The following is a 17101-nucleotide window of genomic DNA, read 5'->3' as shown; positions in this document are numbered from 1 at the left end:
CTCCCGTCGAGCCGAACCCTGTCCCGACCGGACCGGGCTTCCTATCGTGGGGAGATGTTCGACGCCCACCTGCACATCATCGATCCGCGTTTCCCTCTCGTCGAGAACGACGGCTATCTGCCCGAACCGTTCACCGTCGACGACTATCTCGCGCGGGTCGCACATTTGGGTGTCACCGGCGGCGCGGTGGTGTCGGGCTCGTTCCAGGCCTTCGACCACAGTTATCTCCTCGACGCGCTCGACCGGCTCGGGCCCACTTTCGTCGGCGTCGTACAGCTTCCGGCCACCGCCTCGGACGACGAGATCGTGCGGCTCGACGCGGCGGGAGTGCGCGCCGTGCGGTTCAACGTCAGACGTGGCGGATCGGCGACGCTGTCCGACCTCGACCGCCTCGCCCGGCGGGTCCACGATCTCGTCGGCTGGCACGCCGAGTTGTACATCGATTCGCGCGATCTGGCCGAACTGCACACGACGATCTCCGGACTACCCGCTGTCTCCGTCGACCACCTGGGTCTGTCGCAGGAGGGTCTGCCGTCTCTGTTGCGGCTGGTGGAGAGCGGTATCCACGTGAAGGCAACGGGGTTCGGACGCGTCGACCTGCCCGTGGCCGACACGCTGCGCGCCGTTTCCGATGTGAATCCCGGTGCACTCGTGTTCGGCACCGACCTGCCGTCGACACGGGCACCGCGACCGTTCCGGGACAGCGACATCACCCTCGTCGAGGACGTCCTCGGCGACGAGCTCGCCGACGCGGTGCTGCGCCGCAATGCTTCCGCGCTGTATCGGATCGAGACCGAAACCGCTCCTGGGACTTCGGTGTCTCGATAGACTCACGCTCGTCATCGGTGCGCGGGACGCGCCGCGGTGTTCCTCGCTGTGGTCGGCTCCCGGACGTGACCTTCCCTTTCCGAGGAGCAGCACCATGCCTGCACTGCGAATTCCACGTCGAGTTCTCGCCCTGGCGGCACCCGTCGCCGCCGCAATCGCATTCACCGGTGTGGCCACCGCTGCACCCCCTCAGCCCCTGGGCACGGCGATCACCATCGGCTGCATCAACCAGGGCAGCCTGGCGTCGTTCACCTCGGTCACGGCGCAACCCGGACCGGACGAGGGCATCCCCGGCGGCCACGTCCTGTTCTCCACGCGGGAGGCCCTGTGGCCGGTCCCGGCAGCCGGACAGGTCAGCGTCGCATGGCTCAACCGCAACAACGGCCGCACCGGCATCGTTGATCTGGGCGGTGCGTACCCGAACCTGTCGACACTGGTCGACACCGGTCCGGGTGAGGTCGTGGCGACGGTGTTCGGTTCGGTGAATCTCGGCAGTGGACCGCTGTGCAACTCGACCCCCGCAGTCGGCGGTGTCGTGGTGCCGTGACGCCCGGACGAACACCTCGTCACCGAGGCGAATACATGATGATGGCGACGCCGGCGAGGCACACGAGCGCGCCCGCGACATCCCACCGGTCCGGCCGGAAGCCGTCCATCACCATGCCCCACACCAGGGAACCCGCCACGAACACACCGCCGTACGCGGCGAGGATGCGACCGAAGTTCGCGTCGGGCTGGAGTGTGGCGACGAAACCGTAAGCGCCGAGAGCGATCACGCCCAGCCCCATCCAGATCCAGCCGCGGTGTTCGCGCACGCCCTGCCACACCAGCCACGCACCACCGATCTCGAACAGGGCGGCAACGGCGAACAGCAGCAACGACTTCAGCACGGTCACGGAAGGTGACTCTAGCTCTGCGGCGCCTTGCCCAGTTCGATGCGGCGCACGGAGTCCCCCCGCACGAGGATCGTCACGAGGGCCCGGCGTCCCGGGGGCAGGACCCGTACCGTGACGGAACCGTGTGACACCGAGTCGAGTTCGTCGGCGACCGCACGTCGGAGGCGGGCCTGTTCGTCCGGGGGCACCCCGTCCAGGCCGTGATCGTCGAGCATCACCACGTCCACGCCTCGTCGGCGCGCGGCGTCGGCCGCCTCGACGACCTGGGGATCCTGCAGGGCCGGTGCTCGAAGCCCGTCCCGCAGACGTGCTTCGAGCAGCACACCGGCGCGTCGCTCCCCCGCCTCGAGTACCTCCCCGGTCGCGATGCGTTCGAGGAGGGGCCGGGCCAGGGAGTCGAGCCGGTCGAGTTGCGCGTCGCGTTCCTCGAGCGCTGCAGCCGAGGCGGCCTGTTCGGCGCTGCGCTGCAACGACATCGCACGCAGCAGGTAGATGGATCCGGCGAGTGGTCGCAGGGTGAAGGCGAAGAAGGTGGACATGAGGACCGGGGCGGCGTTGACGAGCGACAGCGACAGGCCGGGGCCGATCCCCTGTCCGGTGGCGTAGGTCCAGAAGGTCGCGGTCGCGATCATGCAGGCCAACCCGATCCACGCCGCGAGGGTGCGTCCGCGCACGCACATGAACGTGAAGACGACCGTGGACATCCCGAGCGGCCAGGTCGCGATGCCTCCCGGGGAGGGCACCGGCAGCACCGAGAAGACGAGCGCCGACGAGACCGTCCCGGTGGCGGCGAGCGGGATCGTCGCCGGCATCGGCAGCGGGTCGCCTGGGACGGTGATGAGGGTGAACGCCGCGAACGTGCACACGAGCACGGCGAGGGCGGGAGGCCAGCTCGCGGACGTGTGCTCCGCGCCGAATGCCGCCAGCACGAGGCAGACCAGGGCGTAGAGGCTCACGAGTACACGTGCGGCCGTGGTGCGCATCCCCAGCAGGTCGCGCACGTCGCGGGTCGATTCGGTGGTCGTCACGGTGCGCGACGCTCGGCCGGATCGCACCAGAACAACGTCACCGTCGTACCTCCGGGGCCGGAGGTGATCTGCGAGTCGCCTCCGGCCAGGCCGCGCATGCGTCCGTGGATGCTCGCGCGGATGCCCATCCGGTAGGGATCGACCTGGGCGGGGTCGAATCCGTGGCCGTCGTCGCGGACGACCACCCGGACCGATCCGGGTCCGAGGTCGACGTGCACGGCCCGCTGTGTGCCCGGGCCGGCGTGGCGGACACTGTTCCGCACGGCCTCGGCCAGTGCGGCTCCGACCGCCCTGATCACGTCGGCCGGGTAGTACGGCCCGGCATCGGCACTCGTCGCGGTCGTGAACTCGACGTCCTCGTCCACCTCGGAGGCCGCCGAACGGAACTGGGCCGCCACCCGGTCGGCGTCGAAGCTGCTCTCGGTGTCGTCGCCGCGCCGCAGGGAGTCGAACATCTCCAGCGCACGACGGGCCTGGGCTGCGACGGGGCCGTCGGATGCGCCGCGACCCGAGGCGAGCAGGGTGGACATCACCTGGTCGTGGACGAGCGCGTCGAACCGCTCGCGTTCGACCGTCCTGGCCGCGGCCGCGGCCGCCGCGACAACGGATCGCTCGGTGGCCGCGACGGTGGAATCGAGGACGTCGCCCGTGCGGAAGGCGACGATCGCCGCAGCGGCGAAGACCCCGCAGAACATGAGTGCGAACGCGAGTTCCGGGACGAAGCGGTACCCCGTCGTGGTGTTCACCAGCAGATAGTTGGTGGCCTGCACGACGAACACCACCACCGTGAGGTAGGCGAGCGCCGTCCGCGGCCGCCACGCTGCCGCGGCGGACAGTCCTGCCACTCCGGGGAAGAGCGCCTGCCAGGCCGTGTTCGTGGAAACCTCACCCGTCCAGGCCGGGAACCACAGGACCGCCACGACCAGGAAGGCGACGGCGTTGGCGGCTGCGAGTCGCCCGATCCACCGGACATCGCTCAGGAAGGTCGCCACCCCGAGCGCAATCCCGGTGCCGAAGATCGCGAGCAGTGCCGTCGGCAACCACCACCATGCCGTGAGGTGGGCCTGCGACACCGCTGTGGGGACGACGAACAGCAGGTAGAACACATAGCCCGCGCTGATGAACCGGCCGAAGACCCGGTGGATCCGGTCGGCCGCGCTCGTCGGATCCGTCGTGTGTCCACCCTGTGTGGTGGCAGGCCGACGGGTCACAGCTCGTCGATGGAGACCACACCGTCCTGCAGAGCGCGGGCGAGCAGTGCCGTCTTCGTGGTCGCCGTACGCCCGACGCGGGCGTACTTCTCGCGGATGCGGACGATGTGGGTGCTGACCGTTGCTGCAGTGACGAACAGGCTCGCAGCCGCCTCGGACTTGGACTCGCAGAGCAGCCAGGCCCGCAGGATCTCGATCTCGCGAGCCGAGAGTGCGGGCTTCTGAGGCGCAGGCTTCTGTGCCGGGGAATGTTCGAGCATCGTCGTCATAGCGCGTCCCTACCGAGATGAATACATGGGATCGAACCGAGTCCCCCGACGAACTCCGTTTCGAGTGCCTACAACGTAACGGTTGAAACCGACAACTACCCAGACAGATTTTTCTCTGCCCAAGAAAATATGGGCATCGGTGTTTCGCCTAATTACCGGTGCGCCGGCCGTCGTGCCCGATCTCGATTCGGCGCACATCCTCGCCCTTCACAAGCATCGTCACCATCGCCGCGCGGGCCGGCGGCAACACACGCACGGTCACCGACCCTTCGCTCACCGAATCGAGCGCGTCCACCACCTCCCGGTAGACGGCGCGCCGGACCTCGGGAGATGCCGAGTCCATGGCGTGGTCGTCGAGCATGACGATCTCGACGCCGCGCCTGCGGGCCGCAGCGGCAGCCCGGTCGACCTCGGGTACCTGGAGTACGGGCGCACGCAGACCGTCGCGCAGTCGTGCCTCGACGAGTCCGCACTCGATCCGTTCGTTCTCGTCGAGGGGTTCGCCCGAGACGATCCGCTTGAGCAACGGCCGCGCCGACGCATCGAGGCTGCCGAGACGAGCGTCGCGTTCCTCCAGGGCCGCGGCAGCTGCGGACTCCGCTGCGATCCGCTGCATCGACCGGGCGCGCAGCAGGTAGATCGACCGCGCCAGGGGGCGGATCGTGTAGGCGCAGACGGTGCCCATGAGCACCGGTCCGGCACTCGTGATCGTCAGGCCGAGCCCGTAGCCCATCCCTGGGCCCGTGAGATGCGACCACAGCGCGGCGACGACGAGCATGAGGAGCATCCCGCACCAGGCGAACGCCGTGCGTCCCCGCACGCACATGAACACGAGGATCGTCGTGGACATCCCGAACGGCCACAGCTCGATGGGGTGCGGTGCCGGATCGGCGGGCACCACCCACAGCACCGACGCCGACGCGATCGCGCCCGAGAACGTCATCGCCAGTGCGGGTCGCACCGGTAGTGGGTCCCCCTCGACCACGACGAGCGCGTAGGCGGCGGCCACACACACGATCACAGCGATCGCGACGGGCCAGCGGACCTCGGCACGGGGCGCGGTGTTCATGGCGAGCACCACGCAGGTCACCGCGTACAGGACGGCGAAGGCCCGCGCGGGCCGGCTGTGCATCCGCAGCAGATCGGAGACGGTCGAGTTCGCAGTGTTCATGCGGCCGGATCCCGCCAGTACAACAACACCCGGGTCCCGGCCCCCGGCGCGGACTGCACGACCGCCCGTCCACCGGACAGTCGGCGCATACGTCCGCGGATGCTCACTTCGAGACCGAGCCGGTGCGGGTCGACGGCGTCGGGTTCAAAACCTCTGCCGTCGTCCACGACCTGCACGGAGATCCATCTCGGTGCCACGTCGACCTCGACCGTGCGGGACGCGTCCTTACCCGCGTGCCGCACGCTGTTGCGTACCGCCTCGGCGAGGGCAGCGGCGGTCGCGCGTGCGGGTTCGGGTGGGAACGCAACGTCGCCGGATCCCGGGGCGACACGGCCGGTGAAGACGACGTCCTCGTCGGCCTCGGTCGCCGCCGATCGGAGCCGCGCCACGACCGCGGCGGCGTCGAGCGCCGACTCCCGATCGGTGCCGCGCCGCAACTCGTCGAGTTCGGCGACCGCTCGTTCGGCCTGCTCGACGAGCGACTCCCGGGGTGCATTACGTGACGCCGCCAGCAGGGTCGACATCACGCGGTCGTGGACCAGGGCATCGAACCGTGCGCGCTCGGCGTTCCGTGCCTCCGCTGCGGCCGCGGCGGCCGCCGTGGCCTGGGTGGCAGCGATGGTCTCGTCGAGGGTGCGGCCGGTGCCGAGGCCCACCACCGCAGCCGCGAGGAAGACCGTGCAGAAGACGAACGCGAACGCCAGGTCGGGTGCCAGGAAGTATCCGAATGGGGCGTCGCGGACGAGGTGATTCGCGCACTGCGCGAGCAGAACCGCGAGGATCATGTGGACGAACGCCCGCCGGGGTCTCCACGCGACCGCCGCCGCGAGCGACGCGAGGCCGGGAAAGGCGGTGAACCACAACGACTGGTCCTGCGGGATCTGCGTCCCGTTCCACGCCACGAACCACAATGCGACCATCACGGCGTAGGCGAGCGCATTGACGGTTGCGGTCCGCTGCATCCACACCGTGCCGCGGAACGAGGCGAAGCCGAGCGCGACCCCGGATCCGAACATGAGGACGGCCGCGGTGGGAGTCCACCACCACTCGACGAGTGCCGACGCCTCGAGGATCTCCGGCACGAGCAACGCGAAGTAGCAGAGATATCCGATCGCGACGAATCGCGCGAACATCCGGAGAAGTCGGTCGGCAGCCGCCGTGCTGCGATCGTGCGACTTCTCCCCGGCGCCCGCGGCCGGCTCGTCAGCGACGGCGGACATCCGACCGTTCGGGCATCGGCAGCCATCCGTCCTCGACGGCACGTTTGTACAGATCCGTCTTCGTGGGCGCGGGACGACCTGCCTCCGCGTACTTCTGGCGGATTCGCTGCAGGTAGTCGTTGACGGTCTGCGGAGCGAGGCCTGTCAGCCGGGCGACCCGGTCGAGCTTCTCCCCCGACGCATACAGTTCGAGCACTTCGAGCTGCCGTGGACTCAGACCGACGTCGTCGAGTTCGGGATCACCGTCGATCGCCGCGGCCCATTCGGTGCTGGCGACCTGCCCTCCCGCGGCGGCCACGCGGATCGCCTCGATCACCACGGCCGCGGGCTCGGATTTCCGCACCACCCCGAGCACACCGGCGCGGGCGGCCGAACGCAGCAGATACGGGTTCTCGGCGCCGGTGAAGACCAGGGTCTCGAGGCCCGCCGCGCGCAGCTGCTCGACGTTGCTCTTCGGGGAGGATCCGTCGGACAGGCGCAGGTCGAGAACGGCGAGGTCGAGGTCGGTGACCTGCTCGAGCAGACCCGAGACGGTGGGGGCGGTACCCACGAGCTCGAGATCGGGTTGATCGGCGAGCATCGCTGCGAACCCGAGCGCGACCGACTCGTGATCCTCGACCAAACCGATCCGACGGACGACGCCACGCGAGCCCTCGGCCATTGATGCCTCCCCTAATGCCCGATCACCCGACTTCGGACGAACGTTAGCAGTCAGTGCCTGTTTCCTCTTCTCGCACCACGCTCGACGCGTCCATGTCGTCGCGCAGACCACGCCAGCTCGCGTGCCGCACCCGGTCTCCTTCCGTCCATCCCCCGAACCGCACCTCCCCCACGAGTTCGGGCCGCAACCACACCGCATCGCGGCGTTCGGCGGCCGGCACCTCGTTCGCGAACGGGTTCGTGCGGCTCGTGTGCCCTTTCACAGCCTTCGCCACCGACAGGAGTGTCTCGTCGTCGAAACCGGTGCCGACCTTGCCGACGTACACGAACTCACCGTCGTCGTCGTAGACGCCGAGCAGCAGGGAGCCGAAGGTCGAGGCACGGTTGCCGTTGCCACGGCGGTATCCGCCGAGCACGACGGTCTGGGTGAGCCAGTTCTTCGACTTGATCCATCCGGCGCCGCGCTTGCCCGGCAGATACACGGAGTCCCGGCGCTTGGCGACCACGCCCTCCCAGTTCTTCGCGCGGCTGCGCTCGAGAGCCTTCGAGCCGTCACCCGGGAGCAGATCCGGGACGATCAGTCCGTCCGTGGCAGCGGCGAGCGCCTCGAGGACCCGTCGGCGATCGTCGTAGGTCTTGCGCAGCAGCGACACCCCGTCGAGATACAGCACGTCGAACACGCGGTACTCGTAGTTCACGCCGCGCTGCAGCATCGAGAAGCTCGTCACCCCGGAGCGGTCGACGGCGACGATCTCCCCGTCGAGCACCGCCCGGTGACCGTCGAGGATCGTCGCGAGTTCGACGAGCTTCCGGTAGTCGCCGGTGACATCGCGACCGGATCGGCTGCGGAGCCTGACGGTGCCGTCCTCGATCTCCGCGATGGCGCGGTATCCGTCCCATTTGCCTTCGAACGCCCAGTCTTCGGCGTCGAGACCCGAGACGTCACCGGGGGTCGCGAGCATGGGCGCGAGATCGCGCGGGAAGGCCTTGGACCCCGACGATCCGACGAGGGAGGCCGGATCGGCATCGGACGACTCGGTGCTCGGCGACGACTGGTCCTTCATGCGGTGCGCCAGCCACTGGTTCTTCTCGGTGCGGATCAGCGCGTACCGTCCCTCGACCCTGTCGCCGTGGAACCGCACGATCACCTCGTCGTCCCGCCACTTCTCGGTCTCGTAGGTGCCGGTGTCCCACACGGTCATGCTGCCGGCGCCGTATTCGCCCTTCGGGATCGTCCCGTGGAAGGTCAGGTACTCGATCGGGTGGTCCTCGGTCCGTACCGCGAGATTGTTGCGCCCCGAGGTGTCCGGCAGGTTCTTCGGTACGGCCCACGAGGCCAGCACACCGTCGCGTTCGAGCCGCAGGTCGTAGTGCAGGCGACGTGCGTGGTGCTCCTGGATGACGAACCTGTTGCCGGGACCGTCCTCGGGGACGCGGTCGGGTACCGGTTCCGGGGTGCGCGACGCGTCGCGCTTGCCGCGGTAGGTGTCCAGAGCATCTCCGCCGGACCCGGTCTTGTCTCCGGACCCGGTCTTGTCTCCGGACACAGCCTTGCCGAGGGGCGGGTCGAGACCGGCGAGCAGGTCCCCGAACTCGTCGATGCGGGCGAGGACCTCCCGGAACTGCAGTTGCGCGAGGTCGGGGTCGTCGAGCTCGTCCCAGCTGCGCGGCGCCGCCACCCACGGCTCGTCGCGACCGCGCAGCGAGTACGGCGCGACCGTCGTCTTGGAACTGTTGTTCTGGCTCCAGTCGACGAAGACCTTGCCCTCGCGCGCCGACTTCGCCATCGTTGCGGTCACCAGGTCGGGAAGGATGGTCTCGAGATTGCGTGCGACCTGCTTCGCGACCTTCGACGCCCCCGACGACGACAGCATCCGATCGAGCGGGACGTACAGGTGGATGCCCTTGCTGCCGCTGGTGACCGGATAGGCCGTCCATCCGAGTTCGGCGACCGTGTCGCGGACGTGGCGGGCGACCTCCGCGCACTCGGCCAGGCCCACGCCGGGGCCCGGGTCGAGGTCGAAGACGATGCGGGTCGCGGGCCCGGCCTTCTCTCCGTCGAAACGCCACTGGTGCACGTGGAGTTCGAGGGCGGCCTGTTGCCCGAGCCAGACGAGCCCGGCGGCGGAATCGAACAGCGGGTAGGTGACCCGGCGGTCCTTGTGGTGCAGGGTGCGACGGTCGATCCAGGCCGGTGCGTGGTCGGGGAGGTTCTTCTCGAAGAAGGACTGTTCGCCGACACCGTTCGGCCACCGGTTGCGGGTCGCGGCCCGGCCGGCGATGTGCGGAAGCATCGCCTCGGCGACGGCTTCGTAGTACTCGACCACCTCACCCTTCGTCGTCCCGGTGCTCGGATACAGCACCTTGTCGAGGTTGGTCAGGGTGATGCGGTGACCGTCGATCGTCCGGGTCGGCATACTCCGGATTCTGCCAATCCGGGCGCGTTCCGGTGCGGTGTCGCACGGAGCGATCGGGGCGGTATGTCCGCGAACGCCGATGCGCGGAAGCGGGTAGCGTCGGTGTATCGGTGTATCGGTGATGCACGAGCGTGCGTTCGGGCGGGAGGTGGGATATGACGGAGTCGCATGATCCGACTCCCGATGCATGGGCCGCGGTGTTCGCCCGCATGGCCGGAGTGTTGCTGTCCGAACAGACCGTGACCACCGTGCTGGAACTGATCACCTCGCTGGCGAAGGACACACTGCCCGACACGGACGGCTCGGGAATCACTCTCGTCGACGACGAGAACAACCGGTCCACCTCCGCCGCGACCGGACAGATGGTCGAACGTCTCGACGCACTGCAGTACGAACTCGGCGACGGTCCCTGTCTGGCGGCGATCCGGGACGGCGTGCCGGTGCGCGTGGACAACCTCGACGAGGAGAAGCGCTGGCCGGAATGGTCCAGGCAGGCGGCCGAGCTGGGAATGTCGTCGTCGCTGAGTGTTCCCCTGCAGTACGCGGGCGAGATGATGGGCGCACTGAAGGTTTATTCCGCACGCCCCCGTGTCTATACAGCAGACAGTGAGGACATCCTCGGCCGCTTCGCCGAGCAGGCCGCGATCCTGTTGGCGAACATGCACACCCTGACCGAAGCCGAGGCGCTCAACGAGCGGTTGCTTCGGGCCCTGCGCGACCGGGACCTGATCGCTACTGCCAAAGGAATCGTGATGCTGCGCGAGAACATCGATGCCGATCGTGCCGTGCAGCGACTACTCGAATTGTCTACACAGCGGCGCATCGCCGTACGGGAGGTGGCAGCGGAGATAGTCGCGTCGACCTACAACGAAACGGTTTGAGGTCGCAATGCACTATCTCCCCGACGGCGAACACCGTCACAGATTCCTCGCTGCGCTCCGTGCCGCCGGACTGGGTGTGGAGGAACTGTGGCTCCCCTATTTCGCCCTCGGGGGCGAAGTGGGAAAGGTCGAGATCGAGGCGTATCTGAACGGATTGTTGCCGCTCCCCCGCCTGCAGCACGATCTGATCGCCCACGCGATCAACGAACGTCTCGACGAGATCGCCCCACCGCGTGCACCGTATTCGGCCGAACTCCCCCCGTCTCTTCCCGAAGGGAACGGTGTACACGGGAAGGAAGATCCGGAAGGCTACGACTCCGGAGCCCCGGACTCTCGCGGCCCGGGGGCCGATCGTTCTCCCGACGCGATCGACGAAGCGAACGCGGATGCCGCGGGAAACGATGTCGACGAGGAGACCGGGAGCTCCCCGGACCCGGGGCCGGATTCCGACACATAATGTGCCGACAGCGCCGAAACCCTGCCGCCCGAGCAGGGGGAAATGGGCGACAGGGTCCGGCATCGCCTGAGTGGCCTACCTCTGATCCACCCGGCGGCGGTGACCGTCCATGCAGGGGGTGACAGGCGATCACCGATGTCCCGAGCATACGCCGAATTATCCTCACCGAGACCGATTGTGAGCACTCGGAGTACCGCCGACGGGGCAGGTCGACAGATCCGACCCCCTGCGTCGGAAGTCTCGCGCCCCGCCGGCAGCGTCCACAGCGAACACATCGTTCGCTTCCGGTGCAGTCTATTCGTTTTCTGCAGGATCGGCAGTAGTTCGATCGGACCACAGCGCGTCCGACCGGGTCACGCGAGGGGATCTGCCATAGACGGACCGGTACTGCGTCGCGAATCGTCCGGGCGAGGAGAAGCCCCACCGCGCAGCGATCGACGCGACCGTCTCACATTGTGGGTCGGCGGCCTGCAACTCCCGATGAGCCCGCTCGAGACGCACCGACCGAAGGTATCGCGTGGGCGTCGTATGAAGGTGGCGCACGAAGTCGTACTGCAGAGCTCGGGCTCCGACCCCCGCAGCAGCCACGATGTCCGCCAACCTGATGGGACGAGCCGCTTCGGACTCGATGAAGGCGACGGCCTTCCGTAAACCGGAAGGCGCGGACGCGGCGTCCAGCACCACTCGGATCTCGGGGGGTTCACCTGCTCGACCCGAAGTGAGCACGTCCCCCGCGAACTGCACCATCGACACGGCAGCGTGACGGGACGCCTGGAGCAACGTCTCTTTCGCCTGCTCGGCATCGAGTCCGTACCGCTCCATCAGCACGCCCGTGGCCCGCTCGATCGCGGCCCGCGAGGCCCACACCTGCTCCTCGGTCGGAGTTGCAGCCGGAATGTGGGCCTCCTCCGCCCACTCGTTCGCCCGTGTGTCCATTACACGATCACACCATCCGAACGTTCCGCATGTCAGCACACCTGCACGTTGACCGCCTGTCGACCGAAGATCCCGTAACCGATCTCGAATCGGACCTGTTGGCCACCTGTCAGGAAGCGGTAGCCGCTCCCATCGATCTGTGAGTAGTGCACCAGGATCTCCGTACCGTCGTCGTCACGGATGAAGCCGTGACCCAGACCGGCGTCGAACCACAACACAACACCGTGTTCCATCTTGTTCCCCTGCCACCGTTCGCAAACTTCCCCGACGGAGCAAGCGACGCGGAAGCGTATCCCCTGCGCTCCCGACAGCCCCTCTGCACCTGTCATTGAAACGTGCTCGGCGGGTCCGGGGAAGCGTCCGCGCCGAATCGGCGACATTCGTACGATTTATACCGATTTCCCAGTGCATCAATGTAGTTCGCTCGATGAACAGACACCGACGAACACGGGCGCGTATGCGGGACAGCATGTACCCACAGGATACATACAGCACGCACGGTGTGGGTGAATACCTCACGGACACATGGTGTTCTGATGATGTCGGATCAGACGGCCGGTGCTCCGTCGGCCGGATCCACTGCCCGTGCCCGTTCGGCGACGGTGATCGCGCAAGCCGCGCCGACGAGAGTGAGGTGACTGAACGCCTGGGGAAAGTTGCCGACCTGCCTCCCCGCCGGCACGTCGTACTCCTCGGCGAGCAGTCCGAGGTCGTTGGTGAGCCCGAACAACCGCTCGAACAACACGCGGGCCTCGTCGACCCGGCCGTTGAGCGCCAATGCACTCACCAGCCAGAACGAGCAGGCCAGGAACTGCCCTTCGTCCCCGGGGAGCCCGTCGTCGGTATCCGTCGTGGAATATCGGGACACGAAGCCGTCGCGACCGAGTTCGTTCCGGATCGCGTCGATGGTGGAGGTGACCCGGTCGTCGGTCGGGGGCAGGAAGCCGACGAGCGGGATGAGCAGCACGCTGGCGTCGAGTTCCGCGGACCCGTAGTACTGCGTGAACGTGCCGCGAACCGGGTCGTATCCACGCTCGCAGATCTCGTGGTGGATCTCGTCTCGGGTCCGCCTCCACCGCTCGAGAGGTGCGTCGAGCCCGAATCCCTCGGCGAGCCGGACCGCGCGGTCGAAGACGACCCAGGCCATGACCTTGGACTGCGTGAAATGGCGCCGGGGGCCACGTGTTTCCCAGATCCCGTCGTCGGGTTCCTGCCAGATTCCTTCGACGTATTCGATCACGGCCTGCCAGCGGGGCCACATGTGCGGCTCGATCCTGCCGAGCGCTTCGGCTCCCTTGTACGCCACGCTGAGGACCTCGCCGTACACGTCGAGCTGGAACTGTTCGGCTGCGGCGTTTCCGACCCGGACGGGCGCCGATCCTTCGTAACCGGGCAGATGTTCCACCTCGAACTCGGTCAGTCGACGTTCTCCCCTGATCCCGTACATGATCTGCACATCGGCCGGATCACCCGTTCCCACCCGGAGCAGGAAGTCGCGGAAGGCCAGAGCCTCGCCGGTGTATCCCCCGGCGAGCAGCGCTTCGAGTGCCAATACCGAGTCGCGCAACCAGCAGTAGCGGTAGTCCCAATTGCGTACCCCGCCGAGCGCTTCGGGCAGGGAGGTGGTCGGGGCCGCCACGATCGCACCGGTCGTCTCGTCGGTCATCCCTTTGAGCACGATCAGAGATCGGATCACCTCGTCACGATACGCCCCTTTGTAGGTGCACCGACCGGTCCAGTCGCGCCACCACTCCACGGTGCGCGCGAGCGCAGATTCGGCATCCTCGACGACGGGGGCAGGTTCGAAGGATGGGTACCGGTCCAGAGCGAATCGGTATCGGCCGCTCTCCACGGCGACGAACTCGGATTCGACGGTCCCGGCACGGATCTCCAATGGCACCGTCGTGCACAGGTGGAAGGCGTCCGGGCCGGCCGTCGCGACAGCACCGTCGGCCACCGCTTCGACCCACGGTGTAACCGCCGCATAATCGGGGCGTATCGCCAAGTGCATTCGCATCGGCACACGGCCCCGCAACCCCTCGACGATACGGATCAGCCGAGGTGGACCCGATCCCCGACGAGGCATGAAGTCGATCAGACGGACGGCGCCCTCTGCAGTCTCGAAGTCGGTCTCGAGCACCAGGGTGTCGTCGACATAGCGACGGGTGACCGCCACGGGTTCCGCCACAGACGCGACGAGCCAGCGTCCGTGCTCCGGGCCGCCGAGCAGGGCCGCGAAACACGACCCGGAGTCGAACGCGGGCATACACAGCCAGTCGATCGAGCCGTTCCGGCCGACGAGCGCGGAGGTCTGCAGGTCACCGATGAAGCCGTAGTCCTCGAGAAGCATGACGTTACCTCGTGAGAAGAGGAGTCGAGTTCTTCGATCTTCCTCCGGTCTCGGATATCAGGTCAAGGTCACGGTTTCGACTCGTCTGCGCCACCGTCCACCACCGCGGTGGATCATGACGTTCAGAGTTTCGGCGACGTCCTCCGCGACGGGAAGTACGAGATGACCGAAAATCCGGCGGCAGCACCACCCGCCCCTATTCGGCGAATGTTGCTCCCACTCGCCCTCGCTCAGTTCATCTGCAGTTTCGCAGGTTCGAACATGAACGTGATGATCAACGACATCAGCGTCGACCTGGACACCACGGTGCAGGGTGTGCAGACCGCGATCACCGTGTTCCTTCTGGTCATGGCAGCTTTCATGATTCCGGGTGGGAAACTGACGGACCGATGGGGTCGCAAGCGGTGCTTCGTCGCCGGACTCGTACTGTACGGCGTGGGGGCACTTCTCAGCGCAGCAGCACCGGGTCTGGGAATCCTGATCCTGGGCAATTCGATCTTCGAGGGAATCGGCACCGCACTGCTCATCCCGCCCGTATACATCCTCACGACGATGCTCTTCACCGATATGAAGTCCCGGGCACGGGCCTTCGGCGTGATCACCGGCATGGGTGGGATAGGCGCCGCAGCCGGGCCGCTGATCGGTGGATTGATCACTACTGCGATCGACTGGCGGGCCGCCTTCGTCTTCCAGGCACTGATCGTCGCCGCCATCGTCGTTCTGAGCAAAGGACTCGAGGATCCCCTGCCCCCGGATCCGACCACTCCCTTCGACGGGATCGGCGCCGTCCTGTCCGCCGCAGGTCTCGTCTGTATCGTCATGGGGATTCTCCAGGCGGACAATGCACTCTCGGTATCCGCCGGCCTCATCGGCATCGGAATCCTGCTCGTCGCCGGGTTCTTCCTGCACGTACGACGCTTCGAACGGGCCGGCAGAGTGCCACTCCTCTCGACCGACCTGTTCCGTAATCGCACATCGAATCTCGCGCTCGTCACCCAGAACATCCAGTGGCTGCTGCTGATGGGCGTCGCGTTCGTCGTCTCGGCATTCCTGCAGGTGGTCCGCGGCTACAACGCAATCGAGACAGGCATCATCTTCACCGCCGCCACCGCCGGCATCCTCGGTTCCTCATTGCTGGCGGAACGATTGGCCGCCAGGCATTCACAGCGTGCCCTCATCATGAGCGGCTTCGTCGTCACCCTCGGCGGCATCGTGGTTCTGCTCCTGCTGGTCCGTGCATGGACCAGCGCATGGGCGTTCGCCCCGGGCCTGTTGCTCATCGGCGTCGGACTGGGTGCGATGCTCACTCCGTCCGTGAACGTCGTGCAGTCGGCGTTCCCGGAGGAACAGCAGGGTGAAATCTCCGGCTTGTCGCGGTGCGTGTCCAATCTGGGTTCGTCCCTGGGCACCGCCGTGGCAGGCACCGTCCTCGTCGTCGGTCTCGCCACGCCGGACCGGTCGTATGCGGCCGCGATGATCGTGCTGGCGTGCATCGGGCTCGTCGGACTCGTCGCGTCCGCGTTCCTTCCCGCGACCTCGAGTGCCACGCCTTCCGCCTTCGGAGCCCAGTGACGACCATGTCGCGAGGATAGGGCCGGAGACACACGGAATACGCTCTCTCTCAACAGATGCAGTGCTTCACCGTTACGATCTCAGGTCGACGTCGGGGAGGTCGACCAGTATTCCGGCTCGACCTCCCCGACGTCGACGTCGTGCCCGAAGAGCTGACGGCACCTCCAGTCGCCCATGAAGCTCGTTCCTCGACCCGTCGCCGCCGCGTGGGAGCGGTCGTGTCCGCTCGACGCAGAGGCCGGACTCGGGCTCAGGATGCAAGAATTCGCGCCTTCTCCCTCTCGAACTCGGCCTCGGTGAGCACACCCTGGGCCTTCAATTCTGCGAGATCCTTCAGCGCGGCGATGCGGTCCGTTCCACCCGGAGGCGGCGCGGGCATGGGTTCGGGTCCGGGTGCGTACTGTGCGGGGCGCCCGTAGCCGGCCTGGCCTTGCGATGCCCATCGTTCTCCCTGCCGACGGGAGACGCGGTTGGAGACGGCCGTCGCCGTCCCGGCTACGACTGCGGTGCGAGCCACCCCGCGGAGTAGTCCTGGCATGTCGATCTCCTCGTGTATTTCGTTCGCTCGAGTCACATTTCGACGTCGAGCTTCTCCAGCGAAGCCAGGATGCTCTGGACCGGGATACGCCCGGACGCGACGAGTTCGGCGCCGTTGCGACGCAGTGCCCGCGCCAGCGGAGCAGCCCAGGTGTTCTCGTAGACGAGCACGGCCGCCGAGCAGCCGGGTTCGAGCGCAGCCCCCGCTTCGTCGAAATCGGTGTCGCCGAGCAGGCCCGACGACGCCTCCGCGAACAACGTCACGTCGACTTCTCCTTCGAGCCCGACCTCGGAGATGTCGATCCCGGCGACCGAACCGTCGGTGTCCTTACGGACGAACGCGAGATCGAGCACCCGGATGATGCCTCGCTCGACGAGGTCGAGCAGCAGCGGTAGAGCAGAACCGTTCGGTGGTCGGTCGGCGGGGAATTCGATGACGAGATAGTCGACCGGGCCCATCTCGTCGATATCCGAATCGGTCACCTGAAGCCTCTTTTCGATGAAAGATCGTTGGCGGAAGCCGGGAGTGGACTTCCGTCGGTGTCGTCGACAACAGATCCCCTCCTGTCGAGTATGACCACTCGAAGTCGACTTCTGAAGGGAACAGGATCCAAATTCCAACCGGAGTTGTCGGCAACAGCGCATAATGGGTCCGGCCCCGAAAGGGG

At 67.2% G+C, this 17101-nt stretch carries 18 protein-coding genes; 5 read left to right on the top strand and 13 right to left on the bottom strand.

Annotated features, from left to right (window positions below):
• Window positions 1-54: 54 nt before the first annotated feature.
• Entirely contained in the window at window positions 55-828 is a 774-nt protein-coding gene (locus tag C6Y44_RS05415) for an amidohydrolase family protein (RefSeq protein ID WP_159416533.1), read from the top strand.
• 94 nt (window positions 829-922) lie between these two features.
• Entirely contained in the window at window positions 923-1375 is a 453-nt protein-coding gene (locus C6Y44_RS05410) for a hypothetical protein (protein ID WP_159416534.1), read from the top strand.
• A gap of 19 nt (window positions 1376-1394) precedes the next feature.
• On the opposite strand, the gene C6Y44_RS05405 is transcribed toward C6Y44_RS05410, so the two are convergent.
• The 8 genes from C6Y44_RS05405 to C6Y44_RS05370 form a co-directional block, all read right to left on the bottom strand.
• On the bottom strand, window positions 1395-1724 hold the full coding sequence (locus tag C6Y44_RS05405; protein WP_006551592.1) for a YnfA family protein: 330 nt from the start codon (window positions 1722-1724) through the stop codon (window positions 1395-1397).
• A gap of 11 nt (window positions 1725-1735) precedes the next feature.
• The gene (locus C6Y44_RS05400) at window positions 1736-2752 is read right to left on the bottom strand and encodes a hypothetical protein (RefSeq protein ID WP_308257007.1); all 1017 of its coding nucleotides are present in this window, start codon (window positions 2750-2752) and stop codon (window positions 1736-1738) included.
• Window positions 2749-3963 carry a sensor histidine kinase gene (locus C6Y44_RS05395; RefSeq protein ID WP_159416536.1) on the bottom strand — a complete coding sequence of 405 codons (1215 nt, stop codon included), beginning with the start codon at window positions 3961-3963 and terminating at the stop codon, window positions 2749-2751. The genes C6Y44_RS05400 and C6Y44_RS05395 overlap by 4 nt, the downstream gene beginning before the upstream one ends.
• Entirely contained in the window at window positions 3960-4232 is a 273-nt protein-coding gene (locus C6Y44_RS05390) for a LuxR C-terminal-related transcriptional regulator (RefSeq protein ID WP_016692216.1), read from the bottom strand. Before C6Y44_RS05390 ends, C6Y44_RS05395 begins: the two co-directional genes overlap by 4 nt.
• Window positions 4233-4380: 148 nt before the next feature.
• Window positions 4381-5403, bottom strand: a complete 1023-nt coding sequence (locus C6Y44_RS05385) for a hypothetical protein (RefSeq protein ID WP_159416537.1) — start codon at window positions 5401-5403, stop codon at window positions 4381-4383.
• A complete protein-coding gene (locus C6Y44_RS05380) occupies window positions 5400-6623 on the bottom strand; it encodes a sensor histidine kinase (RefSeq protein ID WP_225623730.1) in 1224 nt (407 codons plus the stop codon). Before C6Y44_RS05380 ends, C6Y44_RS05385 begins: the two co-directional genes overlap by 4 nt.
• Window positions 6607-7284, bottom strand: coding sequence for a response regulator transcription factor (locus C6Y44_RS05375; protein ID WP_085469313.1), 678 nt, complete (start codon window positions 7282-7284; stop codon window positions 6607-6609). Before C6Y44_RS05375 ends, C6Y44_RS05380 begins: the two co-directional genes overlap by 17 nt.
• Before the next feature lie 43 nt (window positions 7285-7327).
• The gene (locus C6Y44_RS05370; protein WP_159416538.1) at window positions 7328-9700 is read right to left on the bottom strand and encodes an ATP-dependent DNA ligase; all 2373 of its coding nucleotides are present in this window, start codon (window positions 9698-9700) and stop codon (window positions 7328-7330) included.
• Between the two features lie 155 nt (window positions 9701-9855).
• Between C6Y44_RS05370 and C6Y44_RS05365 the strand changes: the two genes are divergently transcribed.
• Both C6Y44_RS05365 and C6Y44_RS05360 read left to right on the top strand, forming a co-directional pair.
• Window positions 9856-10581, top strand: coding sequence for a GAF and ANTAR domain-containing protein (locus C6Y44_RS05365; RefSeq protein WP_159416539.1), 726 nt, complete (start codon window positions 9856-9858; stop codon window positions 10579-10581).
• A 7-nt stretch (window positions 10582-10588) separates the two neighbouring features.
• A complete protein-coding gene (locus tag C6Y44_RS05360; RefSeq protein WP_192378722.1) occupies window positions 10589-11038 on the top strand; it encodes a hypothetical protein in 450 nt (149 codons plus the stop codon).
• Window positions 11039-11332: 294 nt separating this feature from the next.
• On the opposite strand, the gene C6Y44_RS05355 is transcribed toward C6Y44_RS05360, so the two are convergent.
• The 3 genes from C6Y44_RS05355 to C6Y44_RS05345 form a co-directional block, all read right to left on the bottom strand.
• On the bottom strand, window positions 11333-11974 hold the full coding sequence (locus tag C6Y44_RS05355) for a helix-turn-helix domain-containing protein (protein ID WP_159416540.1): 642 nt from the start codon (window positions 11972-11974) through the stop codon (window positions 11333-11335).
• 32 nt (window positions 11975-12006) lie between these two features.
• Complete coding sequence (locus C6Y44_RS05350) at window positions 12007-12207, bottom strand: cold-shock protein (protein ID WP_019289879.1); 201 nt, start codon at window positions 12205-12207, stop codon at window positions 12007-12009.
• 314 nt (window positions 12208-12521) lie between these two features.
• Window positions 12522-14324: a glycoside hydrolase family 15 protein gene (locus C6Y44_RS05345; RefSeq protein ID WP_159416541.1), complete on the bottom strand. Its 1803-nt coding sequence runs from the start codon at window positions 14322-14324 to the stop codon at window positions 12522-12524.
• 162 nt (window positions 14325-14486) lie between these two features.
• On the opposite strand from C6Y44_RS05345, the gene C6Y44_RS05340 reads away from it, so the two are divergent.
• Window positions 14487-15896, top strand: coding sequence for an MFS transporter (locus C6Y44_RS05340; protein ID WP_159416542.1), 1410 nt, complete (start codon window positions 14487-14489; stop codon window positions 15894-15896).
• Window positions 15897-16146: 250 nt separating this feature from the next.
• Here C6Y44_RS05340 and C6Y44_RS05335 read toward each other — a convergent pair whose 3' ends face one another.
• Window positions 16147-16434, bottom strand: a complete 288-nt coding sequence (locus C6Y44_RS05335; RefSeq protein ID WP_159416543.1) for an SHOCT domain-containing protein — start codon at window positions 16432-16434, stop codon at window positions 16147-16149.
• A gap of 32 nt (window positions 16435-16466) precedes the next feature.
• Window positions 16467-16916, bottom strand: coding sequence for a DUF6325 family protein (locus C6Y44_RS05330; protein WP_006551605.1), 450 nt, complete (start codon window positions 16914-16916; stop codon window positions 16467-16469).
• Between the last annotated feature and the right edge of the window lie 185 nt (window positions 16917-17101).

This window comes from Rhodococcus rhodochrous (genome assembly GCF_014854695.1).
Taxonomy (GTDB): Bacteria; Actinomycetota; Actinomycetes; order Mycobacteriales; family Mycobacteriaceae; genus Rhodococcus.
The sequence above is the reverse complement of the archived record's forward strand: the minus strand, read 5'-3'. Positions and strand labels throughout refer to the sequence as shown.

What these genes read in the sequence shown, in the direction of transcription:
- C6Y44_RS05345 (WP_159416541.1), bottom strand. Translation starts at nt 14,324, where the DNA reads ATGCTTCTCGAGGACTACGGCTTCATCGGTGACCTGCAGACCTCCGCG.
- C6Y44_RS05370 (WP_159416538.1), bottom strand. Translation starts at nt 9,700, where the DNA reads ATGCCGACCCGGACGATCGACGGTCACCGCATCACCCTGACCAACCTC.
- C6Y44_RS05340 (WP_159416542.1), top strand. Translation starts at nt 14,487, where the DNA reads ATGACCGAAAATCCGGCGGCAGCACCACCCGCCCCTATTCGGCGAATG.
- C6Y44_RS05415 (WP_159416533.1), top strand. Translation starts at nt 55, where the DNA reads ATGTTCGACGCCCACCTGCACATCATCGATCCGCGTTTCCCTCTCGTC.
- C6Y44_RS05380 (WP_225623730.1), bottom strand. Translation starts at nt 6,623, where the DNA reads ATGTCCGCCGTCGCTGACGAGCCGGCCGCGGGCGCCGGGGAGAAGTCG.
- C6Y44_RS05350 (WP_019289879.1), bottom strand. Translation starts at nt 12,207, where the DNA reads ATGGAACACGGTGTTGTGTTGTGGTTCGACGCCGGTCTGGGTCACGGC.
- C6Y44_RS05390 (WP_016692216.1), bottom strand. Translation starts at nt 4,232, where the DNA reads ATGACGACGATGCTCGAACATTCCCCGGCACAGAAGCCTGCGCCTCAG.
- C6Y44_RS05360 (WP_192378722.1), top strand. Translation starts at nt 10,589, where the DNA reads ATGCACTATCTCCCCGACGGCGAACACCGTCACAGATTCCTCGCTGCG.
- C6Y44_RS05385 (WP_159416537.1), bottom strand. Translation starts at nt 5,403, where the DNA reads ATGAACACTGCGAACTCGACCGTCTCCGATCTGCTGCGGATGCACAGC.
- C6Y44_RS05335 (WP_159416543.1), bottom strand. Translation starts at nt 16,434, where the DNA reads ATGCCAGGACTACTCCGCGGGGTGGCTCGCACCGCAGTCGTAGCCGGG.
- C6Y44_RS05355 (WP_159416540.1), bottom strand. Translation starts at nt 11,974, where the DNA reads ATGGACACACGGGCGAACGAGTGGGCGGAGGAGGCCCACATTCCGGCT.
- C6Y44_RS05375 (WP_085469313.1), bottom strand. Translation starts at nt 7,284, where the DNA reads ATGGCCGAGGGCTCGCGTGGCGTCGTCCGTCGGATCGGTTTGGTCGAG.
- C6Y44_RS05410 (WP_159416534.1), top strand. Translation starts at nt 923, where the DNA reads ATGCCTGCACTGCGAATTCCACGTCGAGTTCTCGCCCTGGCGGCACCC.
- C6Y44_RS05365 (WP_159416539.1), top strand. Translation starts at nt 9,856, where the DNA reads ATGACGGAGTCGCATGATCCGACTCCCGATGCATGGGCCGCGGTGTTC.